This window comes from Mesorhizobium sp. M1004 (genome assembly GCF_040318795.1).
GTDB lineage: Bacteria > Pseudomonadota > Alphaproteobacteria > Rhizobiales > Rhizobiaceae > Mesorhizobium.
In genome coordinates this window covers 143,950-157,580 of sequence record NZ_JAMYNB010000001.1, presented here as the reverse complement: position 1 = coordinate 157,580, position 13,631 = coordinate 143,950, and the positions used below count along the sequence as shown (strand labels likewise).

Here is a 13,631-nt window from a genome sequence, read left to right as displayed (position 1 = left end):
GTCTGTCAGTGCTCAGACGTGCTGGCCGCCATTGATGTGGATTTCCGAGCCCGTCACATAGGACGCCTGCTGCGAGCACAGGAAGAAGATGATGTCGGCGACTTCCGAGGTGGCGCCAAGGCGCCTGAGTGGGATCGTCTCGACGATCTTGTCGGTGCCAGGCGACAGAATCGCGGTGTCGATCTCGCCCGGCGCAATCGCATTGACGCGGATGCCGTGCGGGCCGAAATCATGCGCCATCTCGCGCGTCAGCGAGCCGAGCGCCGCCTTCGAGGTCGCATAGGCGGTGCCGGCGAAAGGATGCACGCGCGTGCCGGCGATCGAGGTGACGTTGACGATCGAGCCTTTTGCTGCAGCAAGCTCCTTGAAGAGGCCCCGCGCGAGCATGATCGGCGCGAAGAAATTGACCTGGAACACGTCGCGCCAGACATGCATCGGCGTGTCGATCGAATCCATGCGGCTGTTGCCGTCCTTGAGCTTCGGCGAAATGCCGGCATTGTTGACCAGCGCGTGCAATTGCCCGCCATGCGCTTCCAGCCGGTGACGGATCTCCGAGACGGCGATGCCGACATCCTCCTGGTCGGCGAGATCGACCTTGATGTGGTCCTCTGGGCCGGCTGGCCACGGGCAATCCTCGGCAAAAGCCTGGCGCGAACAGGTGATGACCCGCCAGCCCTCACGCGAAAAGCGCTTGACCGTGGCATGTCCGATGCCGCGGCTGGCTCCGGTCAGCACGATGGTTTTTCTGGTGTCGGTCTCAGCCATGTCTGTCACTCCGGCCGGAGATGTAGCCGAATGCCGCGAAGGTGGCGAGAGGCCGAATTGTCACCGCAGCTCTCATATGAGGAACGGATTGCCAGCTCGCATTTGGTTCGAAGCTAGAATGACGAGCCACTCAGCCGCCGCCGAGAATATCCAGGATTGAGGTTTTCCGCTTCTTGGTCGGGCCGCCGACGCTGCCCGGCGGTACCGGATGCTTGATCGAGGCCGTGGTGCCGCCGTCGCCCGGCATGTTGAAACCGTCGGCATCGACGGTTTCGGCCGGACGGCGGACCGGTGCTTGTGCGGGTACAGCAGCAGGTGCCGGTGCGGCAGCAGGCTCAGAACGGCTGACGGCCACGGCAGGCAACGGCGCCGCCTGATTGTTATCGACTGACGGAATATCGTCGGGCACGATGGTGTCGGGCGGCGTCGACTTCCAGGTGCCGGGCAGCGGCCGGACCGGCACACCTTCATGCGCGGCCACCATGAACTCGTGCCAGGCCTGTGCCGGCAGCGCGCCACCGGTGACCTTCTTCATCGGCGTGCCGTCATCGTTGCCGAACCACACGCCGGTGGTGAGGTTTGCGGTGTAACCGACGAACCAGGCGTCGCGCGAATTCTGGCTGGTTCCGGTCTTGCCGGCAGACGGCCAGGCGAAGGCCGCCTTCTTCGCCGTGCCGATCTCGACCGTGCCGGTCATCATCGAGTTCATCATGCCGACAATGTTCGGCTTGACGACGCGCGGCGCGCTGCCGCCATTGTCGTCATAGAGCACCTTGCCTTCGGTCGTGGTGATGCGGCGGATGAAATGGATGTCGGGCTTGTAGCCGCCATTGGCGAACGGCACATAGGCCGATGTCAGCTCCAGCGGCGTCACTTCCGAGGTGCCGAGCGCGATCGAGGTGTTGGCGATCAGATCGGATTGGATGCCCATGCGATGCGCCGCCTCGACCACCGCGTCGGGGCCGACCTCCATGGTTAGCTGTGCCGCGACGGAATTCAGCGACTTCGCCAAAGCGGTCGCCAACGTCACCTTGCCGAAATACTTGCCGCCGTAATTGTCCGGTGTCCACTTGCCGATCTTGATCGGTGCGTCGTTGCGCACGCTGTCGGGCGTGCGACCAGCTTCCAGCGCGGCCATATAGACGAACGGCTTGAAGGCCGAGCCCGGTTGACGGCGTGCTTCGGAGGCGCGGTCGAACTGGCTGGTCGAATAGTCGTAGCCGCCGACCATGGCGCGCACGGCGCCGGAATTGTCGATCGAGACCAGCGCGCCCTGGCTGACATTGAGCTTCTTGCCGCTCTCGTCGATCAGCCGGCGGATCGACTCTTCGGCGAGCTTCTGCAGGTTGAGGTCGACGGTGGTGTCGACGACGATGTCGCTGCGCACGTCGCCGATCAAATCGGGCAGCTCTTCCATGATGGTGTCGGCGACGTAGTTTTCCGAACCGGTCCAGTAGGATGGCGCGCGCGTTGCCGGCGCGCTCATCGCCGAGGCCAGTTCCTTGGCGCTGATCTTGCCTTCGTCGCGCATGGCGGCGAGCACCAGCTGCGAACGCTCCTCCGCCGCCTTCGGATCCCGCGCCGGCGACAGTCGCGACGGCGCCTTCAAGAGGCCGGCGAGAAGGGCCGCCTCCGACAGAGTGACGTCGCGCGCGCTCTTGCCGAAATAGCGGCGCGAGGCCGCCTCGACGCCATAGGCGCCGGAGCCGAAATAGACCCGGTTGAGGTACATTTCGAGGATCTGGTCCTTGGTATGCTTGTGCTCCAGCCACAGCGCCAGCAGCACTTCCTGCACCTTGCGCTCCAGCGTGCGGTCGGGCTTCAGGAACAGGTTCTTGGCCAGTTGCTGGGTCAGCGTCGAGCCGCCCTGCGAGAAACGCCGGCCCAGAACATTGGTCACCATGGCGCGTGACAGGCCGATCGGGTCGATGCCGAAATGCGAATAGAAGCGGCGGTCCTCGATGGCGATGACGGCTTCCGGAATGTAGGGCGACATTTCGTGCAGGCCGACCGCCTCGCCGCCGCTCATGCCGCGGTTGGCAAGCAGTTGCCCGTCGACCGAGACGATCTTGATGTTGGGCGCACGGTCGGGGATCGACCAGGTGGTCGCCGCCGGCATCTTGGCGCCGTAATAGACGACGATGCCGGCCACCGCGATGCCGCCCCAGATGCAGAGCACGAAGCACCAGTAGAACATCCGGGCCATCACGCCGAACAGCCCGCGCCGGGGTTTGCCGCGCTTGCCGCGTGACGATGATTTTGCCTTGGAGGTTTTGCGCGCCGAAGATGATTTGCGATTGGCCGGCACGACCCGATCCTCCTCGTTCACCGAAAAACCGGCCGCGGATTTCGCCTTTGGCGATCCCTCGAAGCTGGGTTCGACGCGACTGTCTCTGCGGTTCGCCATGCGTTGCGCTGTCTTCCCGGTATCAATGGCGCTCGGGTTGGAGGGTAGATGCGGCGGTTTAAGGGCGCGTTAAAGCAGGGCTCGTGCAGGCCGTTGAAATTCCTTACGAAATTCTTAATCCGTTACCGCGCGTTACCGCCGCCGTTACCGCTCTGTTCACGTCGCTTGACGCGCGCGTCAGCAAAGCGGTCCGCAGCCTCCAACACGGCGCGATCATACTGCTTGGTGGTGGTGGTTGCGCTATGCCCGGCGACCTTGCTGGCATCGTCCAGACTGGCATTGGATGCCCTGCCCTCGGTGATGCCTGAAGCCCGCAAGTCTCGCGCCCAAAGGGTCACCGGAAGACCTGCCACCTTGCGGTCGACCGACCAGCGCTGCGCGAAAATCGTGGCGCGCCAGGGCAAGCCGTTTTCCTCGGCCACGATGATCGGCCCCTTGCGCTTCTCGATCGGCCAGTGCTGCAGCTCTTCCATGACCATCGGCGCCTTCCTCAGCGAATAGGAAATGCTGATGCCTGTGCTATCGGCGGTCTTGGATGGCGTGTAGTGCAGCACCATGTCGGCGTCGATGTCTTCCCAGCGAAGGCCAAACCATTTCAGATCCCGGTCGGCGTCAAGCACTTCGGAAATTCCGCCCATGTCCATCGGCCACCACTGGCCGATCACGTCCCACAACCGAAGCACCGTCTCGAAGCACAAGGCATAGGCGAGCGCCGACGAAGGCCGGCCGGCCTGATGCGCTGCCGCGCGCGCCGCGATGATCTGGGTGGCGGTGGCGGACTGTTTGCGGGGCTTGGGGTGCGGGAGCCTCTTTGCAGTCTCGCGCATGACGACCGACAATTCCGAACAGCCGGGCAAGCGCATCATGATGCCGAAGCTGACTGCAGCGAAAAGAACGGCGCGCGCGGTCGACGCAGCGGCGAGATAACGCCCGTTCTCCGACCAAACGTCATGCCAGTCGATGAGGTCAACGCCGGTTGTTTCGTCAAGCCGGACGCTGCCTATGTGGCCCTTCAGGTTCTTCAGATAGTGGTTATAGGGCCGCAGCGAACCGGGTTTCAGCTTCCGGTATGGGCTGCGCTTGTGCGTCTCGTAGATGGTCAGGAGCGACTTGATCGTTCCGTCGAACTTCAGAGGGTCGGCACGGTAGCCGGTGCGCCATAGAAGCATCTCGGCTTGGAGCGAATGGCATTTCGCCTTCAGCATCTCCGGCTGATCGGCCAGATAGTAGAGGTTCACCGTTTTCGGGATGTAGCCGTTCTTTACGTCATTTTCGTCGGCAACCCAGTGCGGCACTCGGCCGCCAGCGCGCTTGATCCATTTCAGACCTGGGGCCTTTGTCGCGTCTTCGTTTTCCATTGGCTTGCGTCCGCTTTGCCGGGTGGCGCTGTTGCCGTGGTCGAGCCGGTTCCAAGGTAATTTTCATAGAACCGCTGCACCAAGGCGACCGGGCGCCCTCCGTGAAATTCATCAATAGCCGGGAAACCGGGCTTGTTGGCAAGGGTCGGCAGGCGCTCGCGCATCCATTTGCCTGCTTTATCCTTCCCGACGATGGCCTCTGCGATCTGCTCGTCCGATGCGAACATGGGCAGATCGTCGAGGGTTGCCCCGGCGCGGGTCATCTGCCCGCCCTCGCGCAGGTCCAGAACCACAGGCCGGCGTTGTCACAATGTTGCTGTGCTTTCGAAAAATTGCTGAAATCGCCGTTCATCCGGCGCGCTCCATCGATTGGCAAGCGTCTTCGAGCCGATTGGTTGAGCCGTTCAGCGCTTCGCGTATCGGCGTCAATGTGCCGTCATCATCCAGATCTGACGTGTTGCCCAGGGCCAACCAAATGGTGCGCAGTTCGTCTCGCACTTGGTGAAGCTGGTCGATCGCTGAGAGCGGGACAACCCGGCCGCCTCCTAGTGGATCGCCCTCCCCGCTGAGCAACCATTCCCACCGGACGCCATAGCCAGCCGCATACAGGCGGGCGACTTCATAGTCGAAAGCGCGGTTTCCGCTCTCGTGGCCCGCATATGTGCCGGGCGGCACTTTCAGCGCTTCGGCGCCGCCGCTGACGGTGTGGATACCGGCCTGAGTTCTCGCCCAGGCCAGCCGGGCGCCAGCGGTCTTGATCTTGCTCGTAATGCTGACGACTTGGATCACTTCGCACCTGCCTTCGGACCTTCATGGCCCTCAAGCGCATCGGTAACGGGTCCAAGGAGTTCGTCGGCGGCGGCAAGAGCATCAACGATGCTGGTTGCCATATTCACATGGCCGCCTTCCTGGATCGCCCAGGCCGCTGCACCGCAAACCCGGACGATTGCAGCCGCTTGGATGCAGCAAGACATTATCAGATCTGCAGACATGTCTCTGTGATCGATGAAGCGGCTCATTTGCCACCTTCCCGGGTAAGCTGCCAATCGATGTCCCCGGCAATCTTGGCCAACTCCGCGACAACCGATGCAGGGCTGTCGGTGCCCCCGTCATACTGGCCGACTATGATCCCAAACTTAAGTTCGCCTTCGTCTCGGGTGCTGACTGGCCTTTGCAACACGGCCTCGCGTATGTCGTCGATCTCGCAGCCGATATTGTTGCGGAGGAACTCTAGTATCTCGCCAGCTTCGTTGTACGGTTGACCGTCATCCGGGCCGTTGAAACGAGGCTGCTCCTGAAGACCGCTGAGAACTTGGGCGACAGTGGTCAGCGTCTCGACGAGTGCCGACAGTTGCTTGAGCGAGAGATGGTCGGTTTTGAAGCCGAGCGGGTGCGCTGGGCGGCTCATTCCGCACCGCCTTCCGACTTGCCCATGGTTTTGACCACGGCAACCATTGTCGCCATCGCGTAGCGGTTGACCTCGCCCAGGAAACCGATCTCGACGCCGGTCAGATGGTTGCGGGACGGGAAGCGTTCTTCCTGCCGGAGTCGGCACATATCGTTGACGATGCAGCCGAGAAGTGTGGTTGCGCCGTTGGTCGGGTGACGGCCGATGAAGTCGAGATATTCGCGCGCCAGTTCGTGGCCTTTGTCGCCGTCCTTGCCGAAATGGCCGGTTGCGTCGACATTCCAGTAGCAGATGCCACCGCCGGCATCGCGGCCTTTGCGGTGCATAAACGACAGGGTGTCAGCCTCATGCGCTATCTTCGCAGCGGGGCGACCAGTTTGAATTTTCGCCGATGCGGTGTTATGTAACGCCTTGGTCATCTTCAATATCCTTTGTCGGTGATCGTGGGGAGCCGCCGTGCAAGGCGGTTTCATTTCGAACGACGATCAGATTGAGCTTGCCGGCTCGCTGGTCGTCGTTTTCGTTTCGTCCATGCGGTTACGGATGCACCGCACGATTTCAGAATTTTGAGAACTTCCGTTCCGCGCGGCCTGCGTGGCGATGAATGCCTTTACGTCTGCCGGCAGTCTCACCAGAAATTTCGGGTCCGCCCGACTCATGTCCTTTCCTTTCCGTTAACCAAGACGGAATATAGCACCGTGCTAGGTTGCGAGCAATAGCACCGTGCTATATATCCCCAGCCTATGGCGCGCGAAGATCCCCAGATAAACATCCGGCTACCGGCGAACTTGAAAGAGCGCCTGGAGGAGCGCGCCGAACGCAACAACCGCAGCACCACCGCTGAAATCGTCGCTCGGCTGGAACAGTCCTTTCTCGGCCCCAAGCATCCGCCGTCGATCACGATCCGCTTGGAGGCGTTGCCGTTTGGGACGCCTGCCATCGACGTATCTATCGGCACATTCTTTTCCGACCTGTCGAAGACGCTGAAAGAAAGCGTCGAAAGCATTCGCGCCGCTGAACGGGTCGAACGGCTTGCGGAGCGCGAGCGCGCCGCAAATAGCCTCGAACCCGCACAAGATGCCGGTATCGACGACGCAAGAATCGTTGTCTCGGTCGCGGCGGAAAATACCGAACGGCGCCGACTAAAACGGTTGGCCAAGCTCGAACGCGACGCTGCCGCCGCTAAGGCAGCCCAAGACGATGAAAGCGGCGAATAGCTCACGCCGCGCAATCCTTCAGCAGAAACGTTAGCACCTTGTGGACGGCGCGGGTGTCGGCCGCGTTGCTGAATTCGCCGCCGTCGTAAACGCCGGGCTGACTGTTGAGATAGTGGCACCAGCCCCAAACCATCGCGGCGACCCGCGCCCCATCCATGGTCTCGGGCGTGAGCGTCAGGATTCGGTCGGAGAGCTCCGAGCATCGATGGAATGCGGCCGCAATAGAGGGGTCTTTGTCGAAGTCCTCTCCTGAATCGCTGAAGGCGGCGCGCTCGTCCGCCCAGGCCTTGCGGAATTCGACGCCAAGGGCGATCAGGTCAGCGTCAGTATGCATAAGGCTTGATAAGGGGGTGGGGTTCATTGAAAGCTCCATCGGATGCGATGGATACTATTCAAGCACCGCTTAACCATATAGTCAAGCCACGCTTAACATCTTTTCAAGTTCCGCTTCACCTTGTTCGGCGCCGGAACCTTCGATGCTCGTTCATTGTCCCGACAATGCGGCCAGGATTCTTGGCTGAGATGGTCAGCGTAGGATAGTCGGGGTTGAGCGGGTAAAGTTCGATGATCGGCTGGCCGTTGTCGTCCAAGCCGCGCGGGCGGTACTTCTTGAAAGTTGCCTCTTCCTCACTCTCAATGGCGGCCACCACGCAATCGCCAGGCAGAGGCCGAAGGCCGGTGTCGACTATAATCACGTCGCCGCTCTGAAATTCGGGAAGCATGCTGTCGCCATCGATTTCCAAAGAAAAGGCGTATCCGGCCGGCTCCCAATGGATTTCAAAAGCTTGGGTATCTGGGGGCAGTGGCTGCTCGGCAATGACTGGTGACCAAGAGCCTGCTGTCACGCGGCTGATCAGCGGCGCGGCGAAAACCTTGCCTTCCGCTTTGAAAGGGAGCAACTCGCGCCGGCCACCAGCTGGGGCTAGATCGATACCCAGCAAATTGCTGAGCTTGATCAATCTGCCTCCAGTCGGCGTGGTGGTGTCACTTTCCCATTGGGATACAGCCTGAAGACTTACGCCCATGGAATTGGCGACCGAGGCCAGCGTCAAATCCTTCGCCTTGCGCGCGGCTTTGATGGTTTCCCCCAAGGTCATGAAAAAATTCTCCGTTTCAATTCAAGAGACTAAAGCCAGACTTGATTAATTCAAGCAAGCTGCACTTGAACTTATGGTTAAGCCGTGCTTGAATTTCACTTCGCAAATCAAGCCAGGGGTGCAGAACTTCATGAGTGATCCGGACGGAAAGAGCGGCCTCGAACTGGCCGTTGAAGCAATCGGCCAGGCCAAGAAGCTTGCCGAGATGCTGGATATCACGCCGCAGGCCGTAAGCCAGTGGAAGCAGATCCCGCACGACCGCGTGATTGCAGTCGAGCGGCTGACAGGCATCCATCGTGGCCGCCTCCGTCCCGACCTGTACCCGCCGGAACTGCCGTCAGTTGATTTGGTGCGAGCATCGGCATGACGGCGGCGCAATGACCAGCGGCGTTTTCGCGGTGTCTCGCGACATCTTCGAACATCATTTTTTCGCGGCGGAACCGTTCACCGAGCGCGAGGCATGGGTTTGGCTGATCCGCGAGGCGGCATGGAAAGCGCGGCGCGTTCGGGTCAAGGACGGCATGGTAGCGTTGAAGCGCGGCCAGCTCGCGTCATCGGTCAGGTTCATGGCCGATCGCTGGCAATGGCACCGGTCCAGTGTCGACCGCTTTCTAAAGCGTCTAAAAACCGAGACAATGATCAGCATCTCCGTCGAGACAGGGCAGAGCGTCATAACTATCTGTAAATACGACACTTATCAGCGCGTCAGCCTTCCAGCCGAGACAGCTAGCGAGACACCAAGCGAGACGACCGCGAGACAACCCCGAGACAAACAAGAAGACATTAAAGGCATTGAAGGCATTAAAAAGAAGAACAACGCGCCTTCGGCTGTGGTCGACAAAGTTCCCCCTCAAGCCGTCCAACCCAACCCGGCAGAAAACAAGAATGACCGCGAGGGCGGGCCGGATTGGCACGGGTCGGCCGAAGAGAAGTTTTATGCCGCCCTGCCCGGATGGCAGAAAGCCGGAGTGCCGCGCGGGATGCTGTTTCAGATCGGCGAGCATCTTGGCGGCGACTTCGATCAGTTGATTGACATCGCTGGTCGAGCCGCGAGCGCCAAAAAGCCAAAGGCCTATCTCGGCGGAGTGCTGAAACAATACCGCCCCCCGGCGCCGGCAAAGGTCGATCCCAAATTACCGGCATGGATCACAGACGCGCGCTGCCAGGGTTACCCGGTCGAGCGGGAAGGCACGTACTGGCGCTTCGCTGGCGGCCTCTACGACGACACCAAGCAACAGGTCGGCAACTGATGCGCGAGCTGAGCGAACTCGGAATTTTCATCAATGATCGCGATGGCGAGCAGCGGACTACCTGCCCGTCTTGTTCCCCGCATCGCCGGAAGAAAAAGGACAAATGCCTTGCTGTCAGGATCGACGGAGACGGAGCAACCTACTTCTGCCACCACTGCGGTTTCAACGGTGGCGTTCGAACAGGGCAAGCTTTCGGCGGCGGCAAAGGACTACGCAAAGACGGTCCGGGGCATAAGCGCGACGACTTTGGCGCAGCTCGGCGCCGCCTCAGGAACGGTCTACTTTCCTCGCCGTCTTGAACGCAAAAGCGAGGCCGTTTTCTTCCCCTACACGCTCAGCGGCAAGCGGGTGAACTACAAGGCCTGCGCCTTCCCAGAGAAGGATTTCATCGGCGAGAAGGGCGGCAAGCTTTGCTTCTACAATCTCGACCGCGTGTTGGCCGCGCCCCCCGGCGATGTCTACATGGTCGAAGGCGAATGGGACTTGGCCGCCATGGTCGAGGCCGGTTTACCGATCGGCCGGATTCTGTCTGTGCCAAACGGCGGCCGGGAGAAGAAGGAAGGCGCGGACGACAAGCCAGCGGAGCCCGCCGGCTATGAGTACGTCGAACAGGCTCTGGCGCGCGGCCTCGGCAAGCACAAGCGTTTCATCTGGTGCGGGGACATGGACGACACCGGGCTTTCGCTCCGGGCGGACATGGCCCATCTGCTCGGCGCCGCCAAGTTCTGGTTCATCGACTGGCCCGAAGGTATCAAAGACGCCAACGACATGTTGCGCGCTGATGGCATCGAAGCGCTGAAAGACCTGGTCACCAATGGTGCATTGCCGTGGCCGGTCGCCGGTCTCTACAGGCTCGCGGAACTGCCGGAGATGGCGCCGATCCGAGCTTGGGAGGTTCCCCGCATGCCGGCCTGGCGCGGCAAGATCCTTTTCGCGCCCGGCACCATGTCAGTGGTCACCGGTCACCCTGGCCACGGCAAGACGGCAGTGATGGCGCAGGTTTGGGCCGACATCGCCGACAAATACGGGCTGGTCATCGCCACGGCCACGTTTGAGACGCGGGCCAAGCCACACTACCGGCGCATCCTGCGGACGCTGCATGCAGGCCGTCTGGAGCGAGAAATGACGCCGGAAGAAATCCGGTACTCGGACCAGTGGATAAACGACCACTACCTGTTCATGCAGCACCCGGAGCAGACGCCAACGCTAGGCTGGCTACTTGAAACGGCAGAGGCCGCGGTGGTCAGGCACGGCGCATCAGTGGTGCAGCTCGACCCATGGAACCGACTGGAAAGCCAGCGCGAGGCTCGGGAAACAGAAACCGAATACATCGGCCGCTGCCTGACGGCGATCTACAAATTTTCGCAGGACATGGGCTGTCACGTCCAAGTGTTGGCCCATCCGGCGAAAATGGACGGGCCGCGCAAAGGTTCGCCCCCGGAGCTCGACGACATAGCCGGCTCAAAGCATTGGGACAACCGCGTTGACCAGGGCTTGGTCGTGCACCGCCCGAAGATGTTCGACGAGGGCCAACGCTGCACCGATGCGGTGATCTTCCACAAGAAGACCCGCTTCGACGAGCTGGGCCATCCCTGCAAGCTGAAGATCAACTTCAACATCCAGAACGGGAGGTTTGAAGATGCCGAATAAGGAAAAATCCGAGCGGCTTCCGTGGTCTGTTGAACAGGCGTTGCTTGTCCACACGAGCATCAATCTCGCGGCCCGCGACGCTGTAATCGGCATCTTGTGCGAGTTGCCAGACAAGACTTGGTTGGCAATGAAACCCGTCCTGGAGCGGTGGATAGCGATCGGCAACGCCAATAGGGCGGATCTGCGGCGGATCATTGACGAGGTTGATTACCGGCGCCGCGAATTTCCCCGAGGCCTGACACTTTCGAACGACAACAAAGGGCGTTGCCATGACCGTGATTGAAGCTTCGGGCGGGGGCTGGATTGTGGTTTCTCGCGGCGAAACCTTGGCGGGGCCGTTTCCGACCAACGCGGAAGCCTGGCGCGCGGCTGATCGCATCGAGGGCTCGCCCATATCGCCAGCCGAAAAGCGGGCTGACTGGATCTCGAACAAGATCCTGTCGAGCGGGCCGGCAGAAAACGGGTTGCAGGAAAACCCGTTTCCCACCCTTCCGAAGCAGACCCGGCAGGAGAAGAAACAGGCCGCTAAGAAACGGCGGACGAAAGAGCGGCGGAAGCGCGCTGCAGCAAAGGCTCCGAAATGGCTGCGGACAATAGCGGCGACTGACTTCGACCCGAAGGGAAAGCGCAATTATCGGGATGCGCAGCTCGGGACATTTGGCGCGGCATCGCCCGTCCGCCACATCAGTCCAGCGGAATATCTAGCGGCAAGCGAAGGGAACGAAAATTGAGCGGTTCGCAAGCGTTCGTTCACCAATCTTTCGGCTACCGGTGGGCAGACACCGAGAATGTCGGGGAAAGCTCGGCGCGCTTGGTCGTTGTCCACAGCGAGGCCTGCAACCAAGCAGCCGCGCACTCATGCAGAGGCGTCCCCGCTCAGGTTGAGCTGCGTAACAGGAAAAACTCTGTGGAACTTCTCAATGGTATTGCCGCGATCTCAACAACCGGCCTCAATCCACGTAAGCCCAGCACAGGTGAGCCGATCTGCGAGCGCGTAGATCCGTCGGCCCTATTCGTCGACCATGAGTACCAGCGTGCTATTGGCGAAAAAGGCCACAGACAAATCCGGCAAATCATCGAGAGGTTTTGCTGGACGAAATATAAGCCGCCGATCTGTGCCTACGCCGAGCATGGCGGCAAAACTATCTTGAAGGTGCTTGACGGGCAGCACACTGCAATTGCAGCTGCGAGTAATCCTCATATCGATCTTATCCCGGTGATGATCGTCGACGCGCCCGACACCCAGACCCAGGCAGCGGCATTCGTCGGTCAAAACACTCAGCGGCTTGGAGTTACCGCACTGCATCTCCATCACTCTGCGGTCTTAGCGGGTTTTGAGGACGCTGTGGACGTTGACCGTACCTGTCAGCGGGCCGGGGTCAAAGTTCTTAAGAATCTGCCCAAGTCGGGCAAATATCAGCCTGGCGATACGATTGCGATTTCGGCCATCAGGGGCCTCGTCGCCCGTCGTGAACCACTGGGAGCGCGGATCATCCTTGAGGTCTTGGCCAAGGCTCATTTGGCACCCATCACCGCAACTCACATCAAGGCTGCCGAGTACGTCATGACCGACAGTGAGATGTCGATAAAGCTCGATCCCGATGATCTGTCGAAAACGATAGGCGATCTGTACCTGTCGGCCGAAGACGAAGCGAAACTAATGGCGAAGACCCATCGCACGTCGGAATGGAAGGCGCTCGGATCAATCTGGTACCGCAAGACAAAGAAGAAGCGACAGGTGATGCGCTTGGTCGCCTGAAACGGCGCGCCGCGGCGAATTGACGGCGCGGCGCACCCCAACGGAGTTTCGTATGACGAAAGCAGCAAAGAAAACCAAGCCGACCGCGCCAAAGATGCGCAAGGGTGAGGCCGAACAGGTGAAAATCCGTCGCGACCTCGGCCATGACTTCGCTGTCCAGACGGATGATTACGGGCGCGATCGGCTTATCGCCGGGACGGCAGAAGCGCGTCGGGTCTACGATGTCAGCAATGGCGGCTATATCAGCACGGGTGGCATAGCCCGGGTTCGCAAGGTCGATCCCCTCAAGGGCATCTCGAGCCTGACGTACAAGCAGCGGGAGGCCGGTACTCGCTATCGCGCTGACTTCGAACTGGCCACGCGCGAGGGCCTGAAGACCATGGGCATGGGCGAGCGCGTGGACGGAGGGCGGTCCGGAGCGAGTGTCCCGGCCAAGCTGATCGACAACCATGCTGTCATGGCGCGGGCGCGGCAAGCTCTGGTCTATCCCGAGATACTGGCTGTAATCGATGCGGTATGCGGTCTCGGGATGTCAATCAAGGAAGTGGCGCAGCGGGAGAACGTGGTCCGAGACATTCCCGCCCAGCTTTTGCGCATGGGTCTGGAACGCCTCGTTTTCCACTACGGGTCGCAGTCAGCAACGCGTCACAACAGTTGAAACGTGCCGTCACGTATGGTAGATATTTGGGCACGGTGACGATTTGCGCCGGAACCCGCCTA

The 13,631-nt window shown here is 60.9% G+C and carries 19 protein-coding genes; 8 read left to right on the top strand and 11 right to left on the bottom strand.

Going from position 1 to position 13,631, the window contains the following annotated elements; all coding sequences use genetic code 11:
• Window positions 1-12 precede the first annotated feature (12 nt).
• The 9 genes from NKH54_RS00760 to NKH54_RS00720 form a co-directional block, all read right to left on the bottom strand.
• Window positions 13-765 carry an SDR family NAD(P)-dependent oxidoreductase gene (locus NKH54_RS00760; RefSeq protein ID WP_023669777.1) on the bottom strand — a complete coding sequence of 251 codons (753 nt, stop codon included), beginning with the start codon at window positions 763-765 and terminating at the stop codon, window positions 13-15.
• 130 nt (window positions 766-895) lie between these two features.
• Window positions 896-3,172: a transglycosylase domain-containing protein gene (locus NKH54_RS00755; protein ID WP_023669778.1), complete on the bottom strand. Its 2,277-nt coding sequence runs from the start codon at window positions 3,170-3,172 to the stop codon at window positions 896-898.
• A gap of 122 nt (window positions 3,173-3,294) precedes the next feature.
• Window positions 3,295-4,530: a site-specific integrase gene (locus NKH54_RS00750; RefSeq protein ID WP_353027563.1), complete on the bottom strand. Its 1,236-nt coding sequence runs from the start codon at window positions 4,528-4,530 to the stop codon at window positions 3,295-3,297.
• Window positions 4,494-4,823 (bottom strand): hypothetical protein, encoded by a 330-nt coding sequence (locus tag NKH54_RS00745; protein WP_023820563.1) that lies wholly within the window; start codon window positions 4,821-4,823, stop codon window positions 4,494-4,496. Before NKH54_RS00745 ends, NKH54_RS00750 begins: the two co-directional genes overlap by 37 nt.
• A gap of 55 nt (window positions 4,824-4,878) precedes the next feature.
• Complete coding sequence (locus tag NKH54_RS00740; protein WP_352537099.1) at window positions 4,879-5,319, bottom strand: helix-turn-helix domain-containing protein; 441 nt, start codon at window positions 5,317-5,319, stop codon at window positions 4,879-4,881.
• A complete protein-coding gene (locus NKH54_RS00735) occupies window positions 5,316-5,549 on the bottom strand; it encodes a hypothetical protein (protein ID WP_352792452.1) in 234 nt (77 codons plus the stop codon). The genes NKH54_RS00740 and NKH54_RS00735 overlap by 4 nt, the downstream gene beginning before the upstream one ends.
• Window positions 5,546-5,938 (bottom strand): hypothetical protein, encoded by a 393-nt coding sequence (locus NKH54_RS00730; protein ID WP_352499015.1) that lies wholly within the window; start codon window positions 5,936-5,938, stop codon window positions 5,546-5,548. Before NKH54_RS00730 ends, NKH54_RS00735 begins: the two co-directional genes overlap by 4 nt.
• A complete protein-coding gene (locus NKH54_RS00725) occupies window positions 5,935-6,357 on the bottom strand; it encodes a hypothetical protein (protein WP_353027562.1) in 423 nt (140 codons plus the stop codon). Before NKH54_RS00725 ends, NKH54_RS00730 begins: the two co-directional genes overlap by 4 nt.
• 66 nt (window positions 6,358-6,423) lie before the next feature.
• Window positions 6,424-6,597, bottom strand: coding sequence for an Arc family DNA-binding protein (locus tag NKH54_RS00720; protein ID WP_081731199.1), 174 nt, complete (start codon window positions 6,595-6,597; stop codon window positions 6,424-6,426).
• Between the two features lie 84 nt (window positions 6,598-6,681).
• Between NKH54_RS00720 and NKH54_RS00715 the strand changes: the two genes are divergently transcribed.
• Entirely contained in the window at window positions 6,682-7,155 is a 474-nt protein-coding gene (locus NKH54_RS00715; RefSeq protein WP_352534047.1) for an Arc family DNA-binding protein, read from the top strand.
• A 1-nt stretch (window position 7,156) separates the two neighbouring features.
• On the opposite strand, the gene NKH54_RS00710 is transcribed toward NKH54_RS00715, so the two are convergent.
• On the bottom strand, window positions 7,157-7,516 hold the full coding sequence (locus NKH54_RS00710; RefSeq protein ID WP_155921514.1) for a hypothetical protein: 360 nt from the start codon (window positions 7,514-7,516) through the stop codon (window positions 7,157-7,159).
• An 88-nt stretch (window positions 7,517-7,604) separates the two neighbouring features.
• Complete coding sequence (locus tag NKH54_RS00705) at window positions 7,605-8,252, bottom strand: LexA family protein (protein ID WP_023820555.1); 648 nt, start codon at window positions 8,250-8,252, stop codon at window positions 7,605-7,607.
• 88 nt (window positions 8,253-8,340) lie between these two features.
• Between NKH54_RS00705 and NKH54_RS00700 the strand changes: the two genes are divergently transcribed.
• The 7 genes from NKH54_RS00700 to NKH54_RS00670 all read left to right on the top strand — a co-directional run bounded on the left by NKH54_RS00700 (window position 8,341) and on the right by NKH54_RS00670 (window position 13,569).
• On the top strand, window positions 8,341-8,619 hold the full coding sequence (locus NKH54_RS00700) for a transcriptional regulator (protein ID WP_245260507.1): 279 nt from the start codon (window positions 8,341-8,343) through the stop codon (window positions 8,617-8,619).
• A gap of 10 nt (window positions 8,620-8,629) precedes the next feature.
• A complete protein-coding gene (locus NKH54_RS00695; protein ID WP_050589090.1) occupies window positions 8,630-9,502 on the top strand; it encodes a hypothetical protein in 873 nt (290 codons plus the stop codon).
• Between the two features lie 33 nt (window positions 9,503-9,535).
• Window positions 9,536-11,152: an AAA family ATPase gene (locus NKH54_RS00690; protein WP_081731198.1), complete on the top strand. Its 1,617-nt coding sequence runs from the start codon at window positions 9,536-9,538 to the stop codon at window positions 11,150-11,152.
• Entirely contained in the window at window positions 11,142-11,435 is a 294-nt protein-coding gene (locus tag NKH54_RS00685; protein ID WP_353027561.1) for a hypothetical protein, read from the top strand. Before NKH54_RS00690 ends, NKH54_RS00685 begins: the two co-directional genes overlap by 11 nt.
• Window positions 11,422-11,883, top strand: a complete 462-nt coding sequence (locus NKH54_RS00680) for a hypothetical protein (RefSeq protein ID WP_352792444.1) — start codon at window positions 11,422-11,424, stop codon at window positions 11,881-11,883. The genes NKH54_RS00685 and NKH54_RS00680 overlap by 14 nt, the downstream gene beginning before the upstream one ends.
• Window positions 11,884-12,059: 176 nt before the next feature.
• Complete coding sequence (locus NKH54_RS00675; protein ID WP_352499011.1) at window positions 12,060-12,911, top strand: hypothetical protein; 852 nt, start codon at window positions 12,060-12,062, stop codon at window positions 12,909-12,911.
• 52 nt (window positions 12,912-12,963) lie between these two features.
• Window positions 12,964-13,569 carry a DUF6456 domain-containing protein gene (locus NKH54_RS00670; RefSeq protein ID WP_352499010.1) on the top strand — a complete coding sequence of 202 codons (606 nt, stop codon included), beginning with the start codon at window positions 12,964-12,966 and terminating at the stop codon, window positions 13,567-13,569.
• Window positions 13,570-13,631 lie beyond the last annotated feature (62 nt).

Excerpts from the sequence above, each read along its gene's own strand:
- NKH54_RS00730 (WP_352499015.1), bottom strand. The coding sequence starts at position 5,938 with ATGAGCCGCCCAGCGCACCCGCTCGGCTTCAAAACCGACCATCTCTCG.
- NKH54_RS00715 (WP_352534047.1), top strand. The coding sequence starts at position 6,682 with ATGGCGCGCGAAGATCCCCAGATAAACATCCGGCTACCGGCGAACTTG.
- NKH54_RS00670 (WP_352499010.1), top strand. The coding sequence starts at position 12,964 with ATGACGAAAGCAGCAAAGAAAACCAAGCCGACCGCGCCAAAGATGCGC.
- NKH54_RS00705 (WP_023820555.1), bottom strand. The coding sequence starts at position 8,252 with ATGACCTTGGGGGAAACCATCAAAGCCGCGCGCAAGGCGAAGGATTTG.
- NKH54_RS00760 (WP_023669777.1), bottom strand. The coding sequence starts at position 765 with ATGGCTGAGACCGACACCAGAAAAACCATCGTGCTGACCGGAGCCAGC.
- NKH54_RS00710 (WP_155921514.1), bottom strand. The coding sequence starts at position 7,516 with ATGAACCCCACCCCCTTATCAAGCCTTATGCATACTGACGCTGACCTG.
- NKH54_RS00695 (WP_050589090.1), top strand. The coding sequence starts at position 8,630 with ATGACCAGCGGCGTTTTCGCGGTGTCTCGCGACATCTTCGAACATCAT.
- NKH54_RS00725 (WP_353027562.1), bottom strand. The coding sequence starts at position 6,357 with ATGACCAAGGCGTTACATAACACCGCATCGGCGAAAATTCAAACTGGT.
- NKH54_RS00755 (WP_023669778.1), bottom strand. The coding sequence starts at position 3,172 with ATGGCGAACCGCAGAGACAGTCGCGTCGAACCCAGCTTCGAGGGATCG.
- NKH54_RS00720 (WP_081731199.1), bottom strand. The coding sequence starts at position 6,597 with ATGAGTCGGGCGGACCCGAAATTTCTGGTGAGACTGCCGGCAGACGTA.
- NKH54_RS00680 (WP_352792444.1), top strand. The coding sequence starts at position 11,422 with ATGACCGTGATTGAAGCTTCGGGCGGGGGCTGGATTGTGGTTTCTCGC.
- NKH54_RS00750 (WP_353027563.1), bottom strand. The coding sequence starts at position 4,530 with ATGGAAAACGAAGACGCGACAAAGGCCCCAGGTCTGAAATGGATCAAG.
- NKH54_RS00690 (WP_081731198.1), top strand. The coding sequence starts at position 9,536 with ATGATCGCGATGGCGAGCAGCGGACTACCTGCCCGTCTTGTTCCCCGC.
- NKH54_RS00685 (WP_353027561.1), top strand. The coding sequence starts at position 11,142 with ATGCCGAATAAGGAAAAATCCGAGCGGCTTCCGTGGTCTGTTGAACAG.
- NKH54_RS00735 (WP_352792452.1), bottom strand. The coding sequence starts at position 5,549 with ATGAGCCGCTTCATCGATCACAGAGACATGTCTGCAGATCTGATAATG.